Annotated in this window: 14 protein-coding genes; 10 read left to right on the forward strand and 4 right to left on the reverse strand. The window is 59.5% G+C overall.

The window, feature by feature from the left end; genetic code table 11:
* Positions 1-130 precede the first annotated feature (130 nt).
* The 7 genes from QZR14_RS08540 to thiO are packed head-to-tail and all read left to right on the forward strand — an operon-like array spanning position 131 to position 6,901.
* Positions 131-604: a GspH/FimT family pseudopilin gene (locus QZR14_RS08540; RefSeq protein WP_194934833.1), complete on the forward strand. Its 474-nt coding sequence runs from the start codon at positions 131-133 to the stop codon at positions 602-604.
* On the forward strand, positions 601-1,050 hold the full coding sequence (gene pilV, locus QZR14_RS08545) for a type IV pilus modification protein PilV (RefSeq protein WP_250607158.1): 450 nt from the start codon (positions 601-603) through the stop codon (positions 1,048-1,050). The genes QZR14_RS08540 and pilV overlap by 4 nt, the downstream gene beginning before the upstream one ends.
* On the forward strand, positions 1,047-1,760 hold the full coding sequence (locus QZR14_RS08550; RefSeq protein WP_311996318.1) for a PilW family protein: 714 nt from the start codon (positions 1,047-1,049) through the stop codon (positions 1,758-1,760). Before pilV ends, QZR14_RS08550 begins: the two co-directional genes overlap by 4 nt.
* A 10-nt stretch (positions 1,761-1,770) precedes the next feature.
* Positions 1,771-2,250, forward strand: coding sequence for a pilus assembly PilX family protein (locus QZR14_RS08555; protein WP_311996319.1), 480 nt, complete (start codon positions 1,771-1,773; stop codon positions 2,248-2,250).
* Positions 2,237-5,326 carry a pilus assembly protein gene (locus tag QZR14_RS08560; protein ID WP_311996320.1) on the forward strand — a complete coding sequence of 1,030 codons (3,090 nt, stop codon included), beginning with the start codon at positions 2,237-2,239 and terminating at the stop codon, positions 5,324-5,326. The genes QZR14_RS08555 and QZR14_RS08560 overlap by 14 nt, the downstream gene beginning before the upstream one ends.
* A 15-nt stretch (positions 5,327-5,341) precedes the next feature.
* The gene (locus tag QZR14_RS08565; protein WP_311996321.1) at positions 5,342-5,743 is read left to right on the forward strand and encodes a type IV pilin protein; all 402 of its coding nucleotides are present in this window, start codon (positions 5,342-5,344) and stop codon (positions 5,741-5,743) included.
* A gap of 57 nt (positions 5,744-5,800) precedes the next feature.
* A complete protein-coding gene (gene thiO / locus QZR14_RS08570) occupies positions 5,801-6,901 on the forward strand; it encodes a glycine oxidase ThiO (protein WP_311996322.1) in 1,101 nt (366 codons plus the stop codon).
* 115 nt (positions 6,902-7,016) lie between these two features.
* Here thiO and QZR14_RS08575 read toward each other — a convergent pair whose 3' ends face one another.
* From QZR14_RS08575 to QZR14_RS08590, 4 genes are all read right to left on the reverse strand, one after another.
* Complete coding sequence (locus tag QZR14_RS08575) at positions 7,017-8,363, reverse strand: sigma-54-dependent transcriptional regulator (RefSeq protein ID WP_311996323.1); 1,347 nt, start codon at positions 8,361-8,363, stop codon at positions 7,017-7,019.
* Positions 8,360-9,949: a sensor histidine kinase gene (locus QZR14_RS08580; protein ID WP_250607151.1), complete on the reverse strand. Its 1,590-nt coding sequence runs from the start codon at positions 9,947-9,949 to the stop codon at positions 8,360-8,362. The genes QZR14_RS08575 and QZR14_RS08580 overlap by 4 nt, the downstream gene beginning before the upstream one ends.
* Complete coding sequence (locus QZR14_RS08585; RefSeq protein WP_093434843.1) at positions 9,939-10,181, reverse strand: PP0621 family protein; 243 nt, start codon at positions 10,179-10,181, stop codon at positions 9,939-9,941. The genes QZR14_RS08580 and QZR14_RS08585 overlap by 11 nt, the downstream gene beginning before the upstream one ends.
* A 126-nt stretch (positions 10,182-10,307) precedes the next feature.
* Positions 10,308-11,324 (reverse strand): outer membrane protein assembly factor BamD, encoded by a 1,017-nt coding sequence (locus QZR14_RS08590; protein ID WP_007909854.1) that lies wholly within the window; start codon positions 11,322-11,324, stop codon positions 10,308-10,310.
* Positions 11,325-11,475: 151 nt separating this feature from the next.
* On the opposite strand from QZR14_RS08590, the gene rluD reads away from it, so the two are divergent.
* The 3 genes from rluD to clpB all read left to right on the forward strand — a co-directional run bounded on the left by rluD (position 11,476) and on the right by clpB (position 15,853).
* Entirely contained in the window at positions 11,476-12,438 is a 963-nt protein-coding gene (gene rluD / locus QZR14_RS08595) for a 23S rRNA pseudouridine(1911/1915/1917) synthase RluD (RefSeq protein ID WP_250607150.1), read from the forward strand.
* On the forward strand, positions 12,435-13,157 hold the full coding sequence (pgeF, locus tag QZR14_RS08600) for a peptidoglycan editing factor PgeF (RefSeq protein ID WP_311996324.1): 723 nt from the start codon (positions 12,435-12,437) through the stop codon (positions 13,155-13,157). The genes rluD and pgeF overlap by 4 nt, the downstream gene beginning before the upstream one ends.
* A gap of 131 nt (positions 13,158-13,288) precedes the next feature.
* On the forward strand, positions 13,289-15,853 hold the full coding sequence (clpB, locus tag QZR14_RS08605; RefSeq protein ID WP_250607148.1) for an ATP-dependent chaperone ClpB: 2,565 nt from the start codon (positions 13,289-13,291) through the stop codon (positions 15,851-15,853).
* Positions 15,854-15,942 lie beyond the last annotated feature (89 nt).

A 15,942-nucleotide genomic window follows, 5' to 3' on the forward strand; every position in this document is an offset into this window, starting at 1 on the left:
GAAAACTCCCTCCGTGGAGTGTGATGAGCGGCGCGCTCCGTGCGCCGGGCAGGGCAAATCAACCGACGCGGGCCGGTTGAATGTTCTAGCGTGTAGAAGCAGGTATAGCCGACGGCAACGGAGGGCATCGATGGATCTTCGTACAAAAGGTTTCACGCTGATCGAGTTGTTGGTCGCGATCGCGATCTTCGTGATCCTGATTACCCTGGCAGTGCCGGCGTTTACCCGTTCGATACAGGGCAGCAAGGCCGACACCGAAATGGGCGACCTGCAGCGGGCGATCAATTTCGCCAGGCTCGAGGCCATCGACCGTGGTACGACGCTGCGCTTGCGTCCAACCGCTGGTGGCAGCGTCTGGACCGGTGAGCTGGCGGTCTACGACAGTACTGGCAATCCGGCCAATGTGTTGCGGGTTGTTCCCGCGATGAGCAGCGGCGCGACTCTGACGCTACCCTCAGGAGTGACCGCACTGGATTTCAACAACCTTGGCGGTCTGGCGGCACCGTCGACGGCGGTGGCCATAAGTTACACGCTGGGAACGCAAAGCAGGACGCTGAACGTGTGTTTGAACGGACGAATTCAATTGGGTGGAACTTGCGGATGAGGGCAGGGAGTCAACACGCACAGCAGGGCATGACGCTGATCGAGGTACTGGTCGCGTTGCTGATTCTGACGGTCGGGCTGCTGGGCGCGGCGGCAGTGCAGCTGAATGCGCTGAAGTACACCGACAGCTCACGGATGACCAGCCAGGCCAGTTTCATTGCCTACGACATGATGGACCGCATCCGTGCCAACTCCGGCGCCGACTACACCGTCACGCCTCCGACCTCGGCCAATCCGAGCGTTGCCCGCGATCAGGACCTCTACGATTTCTCCACCAATATCAGCAATTTCGGCGGGCCGACGGCGACCGGTAGCATCACCCTCAATCAGCGCGTTTACACCATCACGATCAACTGGAGCGATGCGCGGGCAGCCAACACTGTCAGCGCCCAGCGCAGTTTTGTCCTGAGCAGTCGCGCCGCAGTCGATCCGGTGGCCACACCATGAGGCGCCATCAACGTGGTTTCGGCCTGATCGAAATGCTCATCGCCCTGGCACTGGGCCTCATCGTAGTACTGGGCGTGGTGCAGATTTTTATCGCGGCAAAAAACACTTATGTCAGCCAGAACAGCGCCGCCGCGATGCAGGAAGACGCGCGTTTTGTGTTGAGCAAAATGATTCAGGAAATTCGCATGGTCGGGATGTTCGGTTGTCTGGGCACTGTCCTCGATTCGAGCTCCGCGGGCGACTTCTACGCTGCACAGGTCACGCCGATCAATTGGGACAACGCCAATCTCAAACTGACACTGGTGACCGCCGATATTGGCAGTGGTGGAGGCACGCCAACCTGGACGGTGCTCTCCGATTGCCGCAATAGCGCAACGGCCTATACCGGCTTGCGCTCCCCGGCGAGCGGGCAAATCGCGTTCCCGATCCGGCGTCTGATCTACAGCTTCAGCAACAATCAGATTCTCATGGGCACCGGCAGCGGCACGCCGACCCAGCAGGTGCTGGTGAACAATGTCAGTGCGTTCAACGTCACCTTCGGTCTGGCCAGTTCCGCGACGGATGTGGCGGCCTCGACGTATAGCGCCAACCCCAGCGACCCGGCGCGCATCCGCAGTGTGCGCCTGAGCCTGACCCTCGCTGACCCGAGCAATCGGGTCGCCAATCAAACCTTCAATGTGGTTGCCGCTTTGCGCAACCGCTTGCAGTGAGGGGGCAGCGATGAGGATCTCTCTCCACACCCGTCAGGCGCAGCACGGCATGGTGCTGCTGGTCAGTCTGGTGTTCCTGTTGTTGCTGACCTTGATCGGATTGTCGTCGATGCAGAGTGCCAACCTGCAGGAAAAAATGGCCGGCAGCGTGAGTCTGCGCAATCAGTCGTTCCAGACTGCCGAGGCGGCTTTACGCGTCGGCGAAAGCGCTGTGCAACTGGACAGTTATTCACTCGCCGTGTGCAGTGGCACCACCCAATGCGCACCGCCGGCGGAGTCGTCGGTGGTCAGTGCGGCGGGGTTCAACTCGACCTCGGGTGTGACCTGGATTGCGACCGGTAATGGTTTCTATGGTGTGCAGAACATTGGCACCACACTGACCGCCGTCAACGTGCCGAGCAACACCTCGGCGACGTTGTATCGCGTCACCGCTGTCGGCATTGCCGGCAGCTCGCGCAGTGTGGTGGAGAGTGTCTATGCGAAGTATTGAACGCTGCACATCGCTGCTGCTCGGCCTGCTGCTGAGCTTGTATCTGGCGACGCCCGTCTATGCATTCACGCCCTCCGATTCGCCGCTGTTGAGTGCTGCAGCGGTGCCACCGAATGTGATGTTGCTGATCGACGACTCGGGGAGTATGAACAGCATTATTTACGCCGCTGGATTTGATCCGAACATCAACCGTACACCCGCCCGGCAGTGCAATGCCTTCCTGGGATTGTGCTCTGCGCTGAATGCTCCGCAGATCACCGGCGACACGGTGTTTCTATCGAGCCTGCCGAACTCCGGTTGCTCGGGGGGCGCCTATGCGTTCTACAACAACAGCGTGGCGCCGTTATGCCTGAAATTGCCCGACCCCGTAGGCAATGAAAACACCCGATATTCCGCCGATTACATTTCTTATATCGTCGGCCTGGCCACGAGCAACGGCACCCGTGACTTCACCACTGGTGCGATTCCCAACGACTACCGCATCAACGTCGCGCGTAACGTCTCTACGGCCTTGGTCAGCAGCAACCGCACGTTGCGTATCGGCCTGTCGACCTTCAACCCGGCCACCAGCACCAACTCCGGCAATGGCGGTTTCATCGCCCGTACGATCAGCGATCTGTCGCCGGTGTCCGGTAGCGTGACTCAAGCTCAGGCCGACGCTAACTACAACGCGCTGATCTCCTCGATCAACGGTCTGAGCGCAGTGGCCAACACACCGTTGGCAGAAACCTACTACGAAATCACCCGCTACATGCGCGGCATGGCGCCTTACTACAACAGCACTCCGGCGACCTATACCAGCCCGATTCAGTATCGCTGTCAGAAAAACTACGGCGTGGTCATTACCGACGGTTTGCCTACGTTCGACCGAACCTTCCCGACCAACGACCCGCTGGGCGGCAGCCGCTTGCCGAACTGGGACGGTGTCAATAATGACGGCAACAACCTCAATGGCGACAATGAAGGGGACACGTTGTATCTGGATGACATCGCCAAATTTGCTTTCGACATCGACATGCGTTGGACCGGCACCGACGCAGCGGGCAAGGGCTGGAACGCGGTGGATTTTCCCAGGCAGAACATGAATACCTATACAGTGGGTTTTGCGGCGGATAACGACATGTTGTCCGACGCCGCCAATTATGGGCAGGGCAAGTATTACCAGGCGACCGACAGCACGGGCCTTAACGCAGTCTTATCATCGGCGTTGAGTGACATCACCTCCAAGGCTGGCTCCGGCGGCGCAGCTGTTGCCAGCGCTGGCTCATTCACCAGTGCCAGCAGTTTTTACCAAACCACTTATGATCCCAAAGATTGGCGAGGCACTATCAAGTCTTTCGGTTTTACGTCGGCCGGGGTTGTGAATACTTCGACCGCACTCTGGACAACTGACACAACCATCGTGCCGGGGGCGACCGCGCCGACGTACCAATCATGGAACACCACGAGCAGCGCCGCCGTGACGCTGGCTTACGGCAACTTTTCCCCTGCGCAGCAGACGACGCTCAGCCAGAGTCTGCCCACGGGAATTACAGGCAATGACCTGGTGGAGTGGAGCAAAGGCACCAATAAAACCGGGCTTAAGGTACGCAGTGTTTTGCTCGGCGATATCATCAACTCTCCACTCGTGTTGGCGTCGCCTTCAGATAAAACCGCTTCCGATTTGTCCGGCGATAGCACTTACACCTCTTACCTGACCACTAAAGCGGCGAACATGAACCCCAGTCTGGTGGTGAATGCCAACGACGGCTTCGTCAGCGTTATCAATTCGTCCAACGGCACACGCCGCTACGCCTACATGCCTTCCAGCGTATTGCCGTCTTTGCGGTTGATTGCCGATCCCTTGTACATCAACGGTGTCAGCCACAAGTTTTTGGTGGACGGTCAAGTTGGGGTGTTCGACGCGCAATCCGGCACGGCCTGGAAAACTCTCGCCATTGGCGGCACCGGTGCCGGTGGTAAAACCTTTTATGGGCTGCAGCTGTTTGATGCCTCTGCGGGCAACGTGATCAAGGCTTTGTGGGAGGTCAGCGCGCCTGCCACCGCCAGTACTACAAACGTTTTCAATGATCTGGGTTATGCCTACGCCCGCCCGGAAGTGGCACGCTTGGCCAATGGGCGTTGGGCTACCTTCATTGCCAATGGCTACGGCAGCAATTCAGGCGTAGCGGCCCTTTACGTGCTGGACGCGCTTGACGGTTCCCTGATCAAGAAAATCGTGATCGACAGCACTGAAACCACCAACGGTTTGTCCTCGGTGAAACTCAAGGTCAATTCGCAGAATGTGGTGCAAGCTGCTTACGGTGGCGACTTGAAGGGGCGCCTGTGGAAATTCGATCTGAGCGCGACATCGACCGACAGCTGGGGAGTGGCGTTTTCCGGTAAACCGCTGTTCACCACGGCGGGCGGGGCGACACAGCCGATTACCGCGCAGCCGCTGCTGGCGGACAACGCATTGGGCGGCAAACAGATCTTTGTCGGCACTGGTAAGTTCAACGAAACGGCCGACAAGACCAACAAGGATTTGCAGGCGTTCTATTCGGTATGGGATGCCGATGGCGGCTCCGGAAACACCACTGTCAGCAGTTTGCAGGCACAGGCGATTACCGGATCATTTTCTGGCAGCTCCGGGCAGTTTCTGACTACGACGCAAAATGACACGACATATCCGGGGGAGAAGGGCTGGTTCCTGCCATTGGTGTACAACAACGTGTTGACCGGCGAACGGGTGATCAATCAAGCGAATATCGTGCTTGGCCGTATTGTCTTCACCACGGCCATTGTCGATACCACCGATCCTTGTGCGAGTTTTGGTACGGGCAAGTTGGTCGAACTCGAGGCGTTCAGCGGTAAGATGCTCAACTATGCGGTGATTGATACTGGTGGCGATAGGTTGGTTGACAGTAATGACTCAATCTCCAGCGGCGTGAGTTTCGCTGATGGTATTCCGAACCTGACGTTTATAACCCCGCGTGGTGAGGAAAAGGGAGTGCATGACACCAGTGGAAAGCTCACGATAATCAAGGAAAAGGGCGGCGGCGGCAGCCGTCGCATCATGTGGCGACAAATACAGTAAGCGAGAGTTTGAGGCATGCGCAGATCCAACCGAGGCTTCACCCTGATCGAAATCATGATCGTGATTGCGATCATCGGGATCGTCATCACCATCGGCTATCCGAGCCTCACCGAATACGTGAAAAAGGGTCGCCGCGCCGAAGTGGTTTCGCTACTTTCGGAGCAGGCGCAGACTCTCGAGCGCTTCTACACCAAGAACAATACCTACACCAACGTTACCGGGCTCAGCACCGGCACTGATTTCTACACGATCACCCCGACCATCGCTGACCAGACCTTCCTGCTGACCGCCACCCGTAAAACGGGCACGGCCATGGCCACCGACAAGTGCGGGGATTTCACCCTGACCAACACCGGTGTCCGCAGTATGAACAACGCGACTACCGGGCTGACCACCAAGGATTGCTGGGGGCGCTGAGGCGCTTTCTTTCGGGTGCCTTTTGCGCCCACTGTCTTTTTTACGGTTGGATCAAACATGACCAGGCAACAGCAAGTGGTGATTGTCGGTGGCGGGGTGATTGGCCTGCTGACCGCCTACAATCTCGCCTCCGAAGTACGCAGCGTGGTGCTGCTCGATCGTTCAAACCTCGGCCAGGAATCGTCCTGGGCCGGCGGCGGCATCGTTTCGCCTTTGTATCCATGGCGCTATAGCCCGGCAGTCACCGCGCTGGCGCACTGGTCGCAGGATTTTTATCCACAGCTCGGCGCGCGACTGTTTGCCGATACCGGGGTCGATCCTGAAGTGCACACCACGGGCCTGTACTGGCTGGATCTGGATGACGAAGCCGAAGCGCTGGCCTGGGCTGAGCGGGAAAACCGTCCGCTGCGAGCTGTGGATATCTCGGCAGCGCATGATGCGGTGCCGGTGCTCGGGGGCGGTTTTTCCCGGGCGATCTATATGGCCGATGTCGCCAACGTGCGCAATCCGCGTCTGGTGAAGTCGCTGAAAGCGGCGTTGCAGGCACTGCCGAACGTGACCATTCACGAACAATGCGAAGTCAGCGGGTTTGTCCGCGAGGGTGAGCAGGTTATTGGCGTCGAGACATCGAAGGGTGTGATCAAGGGCGATCAGATCGTGCTGACGGCAGGGGCGTGGAGCGGTGATCTGCTGAAGACGCTGGACCTGACGCTGCCGGTCGAACCAGTCAAAGGCCAGATGATTCTCTACAAGTGCGCAGCGGACTTTTTGCCAAGCATGGTCTTGGCCAAGGGCCGTTATGCGATTCCACGTCGCGACGGGCATATCCTGATCGGCAGCACGCTGGAGCACGAGGGTTACGACAAGACGCCGACGGATGTGGCGCTGGAAAGCCTCAAGGCTTCTGCGGTGGAGTTGCTGCCGGCGTTGGCCGATGCCGAAGTGGTCGGGCACTGGGCCGGGCTGCGTCCGGGTTCACCAGAGGGCATTCCGTACATTGGCCGGGTGCCGGGGTTTACCGGGTTGTGGTTGAACTGCGGGCATTACCGCAATGGGCTGGTGCTGGCGCCGGCGTCGTGTCAGTTGTTTGCCGATGTGATGCTGGGGCGGTCGCCGATTATTGATCCGGCGCCGTATGCGCCGGAAGGCCGCATTTAGTCTGATATTTCTCTGTATCCTGGCAGATCGCTTTCGCGAGCAGGCTCGCTCCCACAGTTGATCTTTGTCGGTCACAAAATCCAATGTGGGAGCGAGCCTGCTCGCGAAGGGGCCCTCAATCCAGGCCCAATTTCTTCAGGCGATAACGCATCGACCGAAACGAAAGGCTCAACCGCTGCGCCGCCGCCGTGCGATTCCAGCGTGTTTCTTCCAGCGCCTGCAAGATCAGCTTCCTCTCGACGTTCTCCAGATAATCTTCCAGATTGTCGATCTGCGTCAGATCGGCAATCCCGCCGTCCGCCGCGCAGTTGCCTTCGCTCAGACGTAAATCTTCAGCCTCGATCGTGCGGTTTTCACACAAGGTGTGTGCCCGCTCAAGCACGTTTTCCAACTCCCGCACGTTCCCCGGAAACCGGTAATTCTTCAGCGCTTCCAACGCCTGAGGATGTAAACGCGCTGCCGGTTGGCCGGTGTCCTTGGCCAAACGCTTGAGCATGTGCGCCGCCAACACTTCGATGTCATCGCGCCGCTCTCGCAAGGGCGGCACGCGCAGTTCGATCACGTTCAAGCGGTAATAAAGATCCTGACGAAAGCGTTCGGCCGCGACCTCTGCATCGAGATCCTTGTGCGTGGCGCAGAGAATCCGCACATCAACCACGCTTTCCTGCTGGCCGCCGACACTGCGCACGGCTTTTTCCTGAATCGCCCGCAGCAGTTTGACCTGCATCGACAGCGGCAAGTCGGCCACTTCATCGAGGAATAACGTGCCGCCATGAGCTGCCTGAAACAGCCCCGGCTTGTCCTCGACCGCGCCGGTGAAACTGCCTTTGCGATGGCCAAAAAACTCGCTTTCCATCAGTTCCGACGGGATCGCTCCACAGTTCACCGGCACGAACGGCTGACCAGCGCGCGGCCCTTGCTCGTGGATCAGACGCGCAACCAGTTCCTTGCCACTGCCGGACTCGCCACTGATGTAAACCGGCGCCTGACTGCGCGCGAGTTTGTCGATTTGCTTGCGCAGACTACGCATGGGCGGTGAGTCGCCGAGCAAGCGCCGATCGATGGAGGTCAGGCTGCCTCCCGCCGCCGGCATGCGCAGGGCGGTGCCGACCAGTTCGCGCAAGCGGGTAAGGTCCACCGGTTTGGTGAGAAAGTCGAAAGCTCCTGCTTTCAAGGCGTTGATCGCCGTTTCCAGGCTGCCATAGGCAGTGATCATCGCCACCGGCAATTGTGGATAACGTTGCTGCATGTGCTGCACCAGTTCCAGCCCCGTACCGTCGGGCAAGCGCATGTCGGTCAGGCACAGGTCAAAGTTCTCGCGGTTCAACAACGCCTGGGCTTCAGCCAGATTACGCGCGCTGTAGGTGTCGAGTTTCATCCGTCCCAGGGTGATTTCCAGGAGTTCGCGGATATCCGGTTCGTCGTCGACGATGAGGATTTTTTGCCGTGGGCTCGTGTTCAACTTTGTTTCCGTCCGTGAGCAAAGGTGATGCGAAAGCAGCCGCCGTCTTGGCGTGACTGGAAGTCTAGGCGCGCTTGGTTGCTTTCGCACAGCTCACGGGACAGATAAAGCCCAAGGCCGGTGCCCTGGCTGCTGGTGGTGAAGAAGGGTTCGAACAGATGTGTTTGTTCATCGGCAGGCACGCCGGGACCGTTGTCCTGCACTTCGAGGACTGCCAACTGGCTGTCGGGATCGCTGAACAACGATAGCCAGACTTCGGCCTGATCATGCAGCAGGGCGCTGTGGCGCCAGCCGTTGCGTAACAGATTGTCGAGAATTTGCGTGAGCTGGTTCGGGTCCATCAGCGTGGTGAAATCTCCCGAATTGATCCGCAGGTGAATCTGCTGGCGTTCGCTGGCCTGTTCACGGCTTTCGGCAACGAAGTTTTCCAGCCATGGCTTGAGATCCAGGCGTTGCGGCGCGCTTTGTTGGCGGCGGGACAGTTGCAGGACGTTTTCGATGACTCGGTTCATGCGTTGGGAGTGGTCTTGAATAATCTGCGTCAGACGCCGATCCGCGCGGTCGAGTTCCTCGGACTCAGCCAATAGCTGTGCGGCGTGACTGATGGCACCCAGCGGATTGCGGATCTCGTGGGCGATGCCGGCGGTCAGGCGGCCAAGCGCGGCCAGTTTCAGTTGCTGAGCTTGCTGGGCGATTTGCGCGAGGTCTTCAAGAAACACCAGGGTTTGCTGGTTCGGGCTTTGTTCGAGGGCGATGAAGCTTGGTTGCAGTTCCAGGCCATTGCCGGGGATTTTCAGGCTCTGCGGGCGCAAGGTTGGGTTGTTCATCCACAGTTGCAGGCGATCGACCAGCGCCGTGGAATAGTCATCGATCAAATGCCCCTGAAGGTGCGACTGCGCGAGCAGGGTTTGTGCGCTGTGGTTGGCCAACTGCACCCGGCGCGCCTCGTCGAGCACCAGAATGCCGGTGCGCATGCGTTGCAGGATCAACGCGTTGAGGGCTTCGAGACTGACCACTTCGCTGGCACGTTGCTCGGCGAGGGTTTCGCTGACTTCGAGGCGGCGGATCAGTCCCTGCACCAGCAGCGACGCGGCAAAGCACAGGGCACCGAGGGTGCCGGCCTGCAAGTATTCATTGGCGCTCAGGGGGTGGTTGAAGCCGAGCAGGAAACTCGAGCCGACGATGCCCAGCGCGCCGATGGCCGCGATCAACAGGCCGATGCGCCGCCGTAGCAGGGTGTTGCTGATCGCCACGGAGACAATCAGCAAATTGCCCAGGGCACTACCGACACCGCCCGCCGCAAAGAACAAACCGCATAAAAGCAGGACATCGACGAGGGCCAGGCTGAACAGTTGCGCCGGCCGTCGGGTGTTCTCCAGGAACACCACCAACAGAATATTGAGGATCAGGTACAGCCAGCTACCGCCGCGCAGCAATTCGTCATTGGCCGACGTCAGCAGGCGGTTGTCCATGTTGCTGGAGATCAGCAGCACCAGCGTGATGCCGATACTCAAGCGGTAGAGATGATAAAGGCGCAGCAGGCGCTGCGCCTGTTTGCTGTCGGCGTGGGTGGCCTCAGCGATCACGGGTACCCGGGCCTTGCTCAAGGTGAGCCTGGCTGCAATACCACTGTTGTTGCACGCTCAGCGCGCGATCGCGCGGCAGGTGCACGCCGCAATGGGCGCAGCGCACCATCGGTGGAGCATCCTGTTCGCGAGGGGCACGGTTGGATTGATTGGACGCGGCAGGCGCCTTGAATTTACGCCACAACCATATCGCGGCGAAAATCACGACGATCCAGAACAATAAACGAAGCATGATGAGCGGCTTTTCGACTGATGATCCGGCAGTTTAGCCAAGGACCTGACGAGCGCACAGCGGATTAAAGCGCAGAAATGAAAAAGGGAGATCCGCAGATCTCCCTTTTCTGTACATCCGGTGTGATCAGTCGAACACGCCGAAGGTCATGTAGCTGAACCACGAACGGTCGGTGTTGCTCGACTCGGGCTCCGGCTCTTCGATCACGTCGCCGTTTTCGTCCTTAGGCTTGAGCTCGTTCGGGATCGCGTCTTTCGCATCCTGGAACTGCTTCTGCACGTCCTGGTTGGCGCGGGTTTCTCCCGGCGGCAGCGGTGGACGCGATTCGATCAGACCCAAAGTCGCCTTGCTCAGGAACGAGCGGTTGTCGGCTTCAGCAACCCGTGGCACGAACTGGCCGTCTTGCAGGCTCGGGTGGTTCGGGTAGTTGAGCTTCAGGGTCTCCAGGCTGGTCGCCGCCAGTTCGTCCAGGTGCAGACGCTGGTAGGCTTCAGTCATTACCGCCAGGCCGTCACCGACCGATGGGGTTTCCTGGAAGTTTTCCACGACATAACGACCACGGTTGGCAGCGGCTACATAAGCCTGACGGGTCAGGTAGTAGTCGGCCACGTGGATTTCATAGGCGGCCAGCAGGTTGCGCAGGTAGATCATGCGCTGCTTGGCGTCCGGCGCGTAGCGGCTGTTCGGGTATCGGCTGGTCAGCTGGGCGAACTCGTTGTACGAGTCGCGCGCGGCGCCCGGGTCACGCTTGGTCATGTCCAGCGGCAGGAAGCGCGCCAGCAGGCCAACGTCCTGGTCGAACGAAGTCAGGCCTTTCAGGTAGTACGCGTAATCCACGTTCGGATGCTGCGGATGCAAACGAATGAAACGCTCGGCGGCAGACTTTGCAGCTTCCGGCTCGGCGTTCTTATAGTTGGCGTAGATCAGTTCCAGCTGTGCCTGATCGGCGTAGCGACCGAACGGATAACGCGACTCCAGAGCCTTCAGCTTGGCTGTAGCGCTGGTGTAGCTGTTGTTGTCCAGGTCAGTCTGAGCCTGCTGATACAGCTCGGCTTCGCTGAGGTTTTCGTCTACGACTTCCTTCGATGAGCAAGCAGCGGTCAATGCGAGGATGGCGATCAGCAGCAGGTGTTTCACTTGCATGGCGGCTTGCGTCCCTATGACGGCCGCTGTCTTGGGCGGGGCCGTCCTGTTATGATGAGCGCCCCGTTGAAAAGCCTCGGGGCAAAAGACGCCGTATTTAACCACAAGCGCGCAGCCGAAACCAAAGGCTGTGCCGACGCCCAGTCAGAGCATGTCCGATAAAATTGAACTTCGCGCAGAGGTGCCGTCCGATTTGGGCGGCCAACGCCTCGATCAAGTCGCCGCCCAACTCTTCGCTGAGCACTCACGCTCGCGCCTTTCCGCCTGGATCAAAGAAGGTCGCCTGACTGTGGACGGGGCGGTCATCCGCCCTCGCGACATCGTGCACGGCGGTGCCATCCTTGAGCTGACTGCCGAGCAGGAAGCCCAGGGCGAGTGGATCGCCCAGGACATCGAGCTCGACATCGTCTATGAAGACGACGACATCCTGGTGATCAACAAGCCTGCGGGCCTGGTGGTGCACCCGGCTGCCGGTCACGCCGATGGCACGCTGCTCAACGCTTTGTTGCACCATGTGCCGGACATCATCAATGTCCCGCGCGCCGGTATCGTGCATCGTCTGGACAAGGACACCACCGGTCTGATGGTGGTGGCCAAGACCATTCAGGCGCAGACCAAGCTGGTTACGCAATTGCAGAGCCGCAGCGTCAGCCGGATCTACGAGTGCATCGTGATTGGCGTGGTCACCGCCGGGGGCAAGATCAACGCCCCGATTGGTCGCCACGGCCAGCAGCGCCAGCGCATGGCGGTGATGGAGGGCGGCAAGCCTGCCGTCAGCCACTACCGCGTGCTCGAGCGTTTCCGTTCCCACACCCATGTACGGGTGAAACTGGAAACCGGTCGTACGCACCAGATCCGCGTGCACATGGCGCACATCAACTTCCCGTTGGTCGGCGACCCGGCGTACGGCGGTCGTTTCCGCATTCCGCCAGCCGCTAACCCGACTATGGTTGAATCCCTCAAGCACTTCCCGCGTCAGGCGCTGCATGCACGCTTCCTGGAACTCGATCACCCGACGAGCGGCGAGCGCATGAGCTGGGAATCGCCGCTGCCGGAGGATTTCGTCTGGCTGCTGACCCTGCTCAAGCAGGATCGCGAGGCTTTCGTCGGATGAACTGGCTGACGCCGGACTGGCCTGCGCCGGCCTGCGTCAAAGCCTGCGTCACCACCCGCGAGGGCGGTGTCAGCGAGGCGCCGTTCGACAGCCTCAATCTGGGCGATCATGTCGATGATCGTCCTGAGGCCGTCGCCGAGAACCGTCGGCGTCTGACCGAGCACTTCTCTATACAGCCTGCCTGGTTGCAGCAAGTGCACGGGATTGCCGTGGCGCACGCTGATCCGGGGATCGTTGCGACTGCAGATGCGAGCTGGACGGCAACGCCGGGTATTGCCTGCACGGCGATGACGGCGGATTGTCTGCCGGCATTGTTCTGTGATCGTGCCGGTACTCGCGTCGCGGCGGCTCACGCCGGTTGGCGTGGTCTGGCGGCGGGCGTGCTTGAGGCAACCCTCGACAGTCTCGATGTTCCGGCTGCAGAGGTGCTGGTCTGGCTCGGCCCGGCCATTGGCCCAAAAGCCTTTGAAGTCGGCCCCGAAGTACGGGAAGTCTTCGTCAATCAACTGCCCGAAGCGGCAAAAGCCTTCGCGCCGAGCGACAATGCCGGCAAGTTCATGGCGGACATCTATCTGCTGGCGCGCCTGCGTCTGGCTGAGCGGGGTGTCACCGCTGTTTATGGTGGCGGTTTCTGCACCGTGACCGATCCACGCTTCTTTTCTTATCGCCGTGCGTCGCGCACCGGTCGCTTTGCCTCCCTCGTTTGGCTCGCCCGCTAGACTTGTCTGACTTACATCAACTCTCCGACGCTTGAATCTCCCAGAATCGACCGCATCTACAGTGGTATCTGGCAGGTTTCTTTATTCAGGATGGTTTTCAGGTCCGGCCTGCTCAAAAGGAAGGTGACCCCATGCGTATAGACCGTTTAACCAGCAAATTACAGTTGGCCTTGTCCGACGCCCAGTCGTTGGCTGTCGGCCACGATCATCCGGCGATTGAGCCGGCGCACTTGATGCAAGCCATGCTTGAACAGCAGGGTGGTTCGATCAAACCTCTGCTGATGCAGGTGGGCTTCGACGTCAACAGCTTGCGTAAAGAGCTGACCAAAGAGCTCGACCAGTTACCGAAAATCCAGAACCCGACTGGCGACGTCAACATGTCGCAGGATCTGGCGCGCCTGCTTAATCAAGCTGACCGTCTGGCCCAGCAGAAGGGCGATCAGTTCATTTCCAGCGAACTGGTGCTGCTCGCGGCGATGGACGAGAACAGCAAGCTCGGCAAATTGCTGCTCGGCCAGGGCGTGAGCAAGAAAGCCCTGGAAAACGCGATCAACAACCTGCGTGGCGGCGAAGCGGTAAACGACGCCAACCACGAGGAGTCGCGGCAGGCGTTGGACAAGTACACCGTCGACCTGACCAAGCGCGCCGAAGAAGGCAAGCTCGATCCGGTGATCGGTCGTGATGACGAAATTCGTCGCACCATTCAGGTTCTGCAACGCCGCACCAAGAACAACCCGGTGTTGATCGGTGAGCCAGGCGTGGGTAAAACCGCGATTGCCGAAGGTCTGGCCCAGCGCATCATCAACGGCGAAGTGCCGGACGGCCTCAAAGGCAAGCGTCTGCTCTCGCTGGACATGGGGGCGCTGATTGCCGGTGCCAAGTATCGCGGCGAGTTCGAAGAGCGCCTGAAGTCGCTGCTCAACGAGCTGTCGAAGCAGGAAGGGCAGATCATTCTGTTCATCGACGAACTGCACACCATGGTCGGCGCCGGTAAAGGCGAAGGCTCGATGGATGCCGGCAACATGCTCAAGCCTGCGCTGGCGCGCGGTGAGTTGCACTGCGTCGGCGCGACCACGCTCAACGAGTACCGCCAATATATAGAGAAGGACGCAGCGCTTGAGCGACGCTTCCAGAAAGTCTTGGTGGATGAGCCGAGCGAAGAAGACACCATCGCCATCCTGCGTGGCCTCAAAGAGCGTTATGAGGTTCACCACAAAGTGGCGATCACCGACGGCGCGATCATCGCGGCGGCCAAGCTCAGCCATCGCTACATCACGGATCGGCAGTTGCCGGACAAGGCCATCGACCTGATCGACGAAGCCGCCAGCCGCATTCGCATGGAAATCGATTCCAAGCCGGAAGTACTGGATCGTCTGGAACGTCGCCTGATTCAGTTGAAGGTGGAATCCCAGGCGCTGAAGAAAGAAAGCGACGACGCGGCGAAGAAACGCCTGGAAAAACTCCAGGAAGAAATCGAGCGTCACGAGCGGGAGTATTCGGATCTGGAAGAAATCTGGAACTCGGAAAAAGCCGAGGTGCAGGGTTCTGCGCAGATTCAGCAGAAGATCGAGCAGTCGCGTCAGGAACTGGAAGCGGCGCGCCGTAAGGGCGACCTGAACCGCATGGCCGAGTTGCAGTACGGGGTTATCCCGGATCTGGAGCGCAGTCTGCAAATGGTCGATCAGCATGGCAAGAGCGAAAACCAGTTGCTGCGCAGCAAGGTGACTGAAGAAGAAATCGCTGAAGTCGTGTCGAAGTGGACCGGCATCCCTGTGTCGAAAATGCTCGAAGGCGAGCGCGACAAGCTGATGAAGATGGAAAGCCTGTTGCACCAACGTGTGATCGGTCAGGACGAAGCAGTGGTCGCCGTCGCCAACGCAGTGCGCCGTTCGCGTGCCGGGTTGTCCGACCCGAATCGTCCGAGCGGTTCGTTCATGTTCCTCGGCCCGACCGGTGTCGGTAAAACCGAGCTGTGCAAGGCGTTGGCCGAATTCCTCTTTGATACTGAAGAGGCGATGGTGCGGATCGACATGTCCGAGTTCATGGAGAAACATTCCGTGGCTCGCCTGATCGGTGCACCACCGGGATACGTCGGTTACGAAGAGGGCGGTTACCTGACCGAGGCTGTGCGTCGCAAGCCTTACTCGGTGATCCTGCTGGACGAGGTCGAGAAGGCGCACCCGGATGTGTTCAACATCCTCCTGCAAGTGCTTGAGGATGGGCGTCTGACTGACAGCCATGGCCGTACGGTGGATTTCCGCAATACCGTGATCGTCATGACCTCGAACCTTGGCTCTGTGCAGATTCAGGAGCTGGTCGGTGATCGCGAGGCGCAGCGTGCTGCGGTGATGGATGCGCTGACGTCGCACTTCCGTCCGGAGTTCATCAACCGGGTCGACGAAGTGGTGATCTTCGAGCCTCTGGCACGGGATCAGATCGCGGGCATTACCGAGATCCAGTTGGGCCGTCTGCGCAGCCGTCTGGCCGAGCGCGAGCTGAGGCTGGAGCTGAGTCCGGAGGCGATGGACAAGCTGATCGCCGTTGGTTACGACCCGGTGTATGGCGCACGTCCTTTGAAACGAGCGATTCAGCGCTGGATCGAAAACCCGCTGGCACAGTTGATCCTCTCGGGTCACTTCATGCCGGGCGATACGGCGACCGGCACGGTCGAGAACGACGAAATCGTTTTCAACTGAGCCAAAGCGCCAGGGAAAAAAGGAGGGCCCCACATTGTGGGGCCTTTTTTTTCGTTAGGCTGTTGAACTCAAAGGAAAAGGCTTGTAAA

The sequence above is a fragment of the Pseudomonas sp. rhizo66 genome, from assembly GCF_031931925.1.
Classification (GTDB): domain Bacteria; phylum Pseudomonadota; class Gammaproteobacteria; order Pseudomonadales; family Pseudomonadaceae; genus Aquipseudomonas.

Bases quoted from the DNA above. Each gene is read 5' to 3' on its own strand.
- QZR14_RS08540 (WP_194934833.1), top strand. From the start codon at position 131: ATGGATCTTCGTACAAAAGGTTTCACGCTGATCGAGTTGTTGGTCGCG.
- pilV (WP_250607158.1), top strand. From the start codon at position 601: ATGAGGGCAGGGAGTCAACACGCACAGCAGGGCATGACGCTGATCGAG.
- QZR14_RS08550 (WP_311996318.1), top strand. From the start codon at position 1,047: ATGAGGCGCCATCAACGTGGTTTCGGCCTGATCGAAATGCTCATCGCC.
- QZR14_RS08555 (WP_311996319.1), top strand. From the start codon at position 1,771: ATGAGGATCTCTCTCCACACCCGTCAGGCGCAGCACGGCATGGTGCTG.
- QZR14_RS08560 (WP_311996320.1), top strand. From the start codon at position 2,237: ATGCGAAGTATTGAACGCTGCACATCGCTGCTGCTCGGCCTGCTGCTG.
- QZR14_RS08565 (WP_311996321.1), top strand. From the start codon at position 5,342: ATGCGCAGATCCAACCGAGGCTTCACCCTGATCGAAATCATGATCGTG.
- thiO (WP_311996322.1), top strand. From the start codon at position 5,801: ATGACCAGGCAACAGCAAGTGGTGATTGTCGGTGGCGGGGTGATTGGC.
- QZR14_RS08585 (WP_093434843.1), bottom strand. From the start codon at position 10,181: ATGCTTCGTTTATTGTTCTGGATCGTCGTGATTTTCGCCGCGATATGG.
- QZR14_RS08590 (WP_007909854.1), bottom strand. From the start codon at position 11,324: ATGCAAGTGAAACACCTGCTGCTGATCGCCATCCTCGCATTGACCGCT.
- rluD (WP_250607150.1), top strand. From the start codon at position 11,476: ATGTCCGATAAAATTGAACTTCGCGCAGAGGTGCCGTCCGATTTGGGC.
- pgeF (WP_311996324.1), top strand. From the start codon at position 12,435: ATGAACTGGCTGACGCCGGACTGGCCTGCGCCGGCCTGCGTCAAAGCC.
- clpB (WP_250607148.1), top strand. From the start codon at position 13,289: ATGCGTATAGACCGTTTAACCAGCAAATTACAGTTGGCCTTGTCCGAC.